General features: G+C 71.4%; 1 protein-coding gene. It reads left to right on the top strand.

Translation table 11 applies throughout. The features are described 5' to 3' along the window. On the top strand, window positions 1-287 hold a 287-nt coding region (locus ACNQ0T_RS23995), incomplete at both ends, for an alpha/beta fold hydrolase (RefSeq protein WP_417930471.1).

Here is a 287-nt window from a genome sequence, read left to right as displayed (position 1 = left end):
GGTCGAGGCGCTGGACCGCTTGGGTCACGACCCACGCTTCCCGGTCACCAGCGACTGGCGCCGCCTGCGCGACCAGCTGCTGCACTTCATCGAGCACGACATGCGGCCCGACGCGCCCGTGGCCCTGGTCGGCCATTCGCTGGGCGGCATGCTGAGCCTGATGGCCGCCTGCCGCCGGCCGGAACTGGTCAGCCAGCTGGTGCTGCTGGACTCTCCGGTGGTGGCCGGCTTCAAGGCGGCCGCCGTGGCGGTGGCCAAGACAACCGGCCTGATGCATCACTACGGCC

Origin of the sequence: Enterobacter cloacae complex sp.6700776, assembly GCF_048284255.1 — a bacterium.
In the GTDB taxonomy this organism is placed as follows: domain Bacteria; phylum Pseudomonadota; class Gammaproteobacteria; order Enterobacterales; family Enterobacteriaceae; genus Enterobacter; species Enterobacter intestinihominis.
The sequence above is the reverse complement of the archived record's forward strand: the minus strand, read 5'-3'. Positions and strand labels throughout refer to the sequence as shown.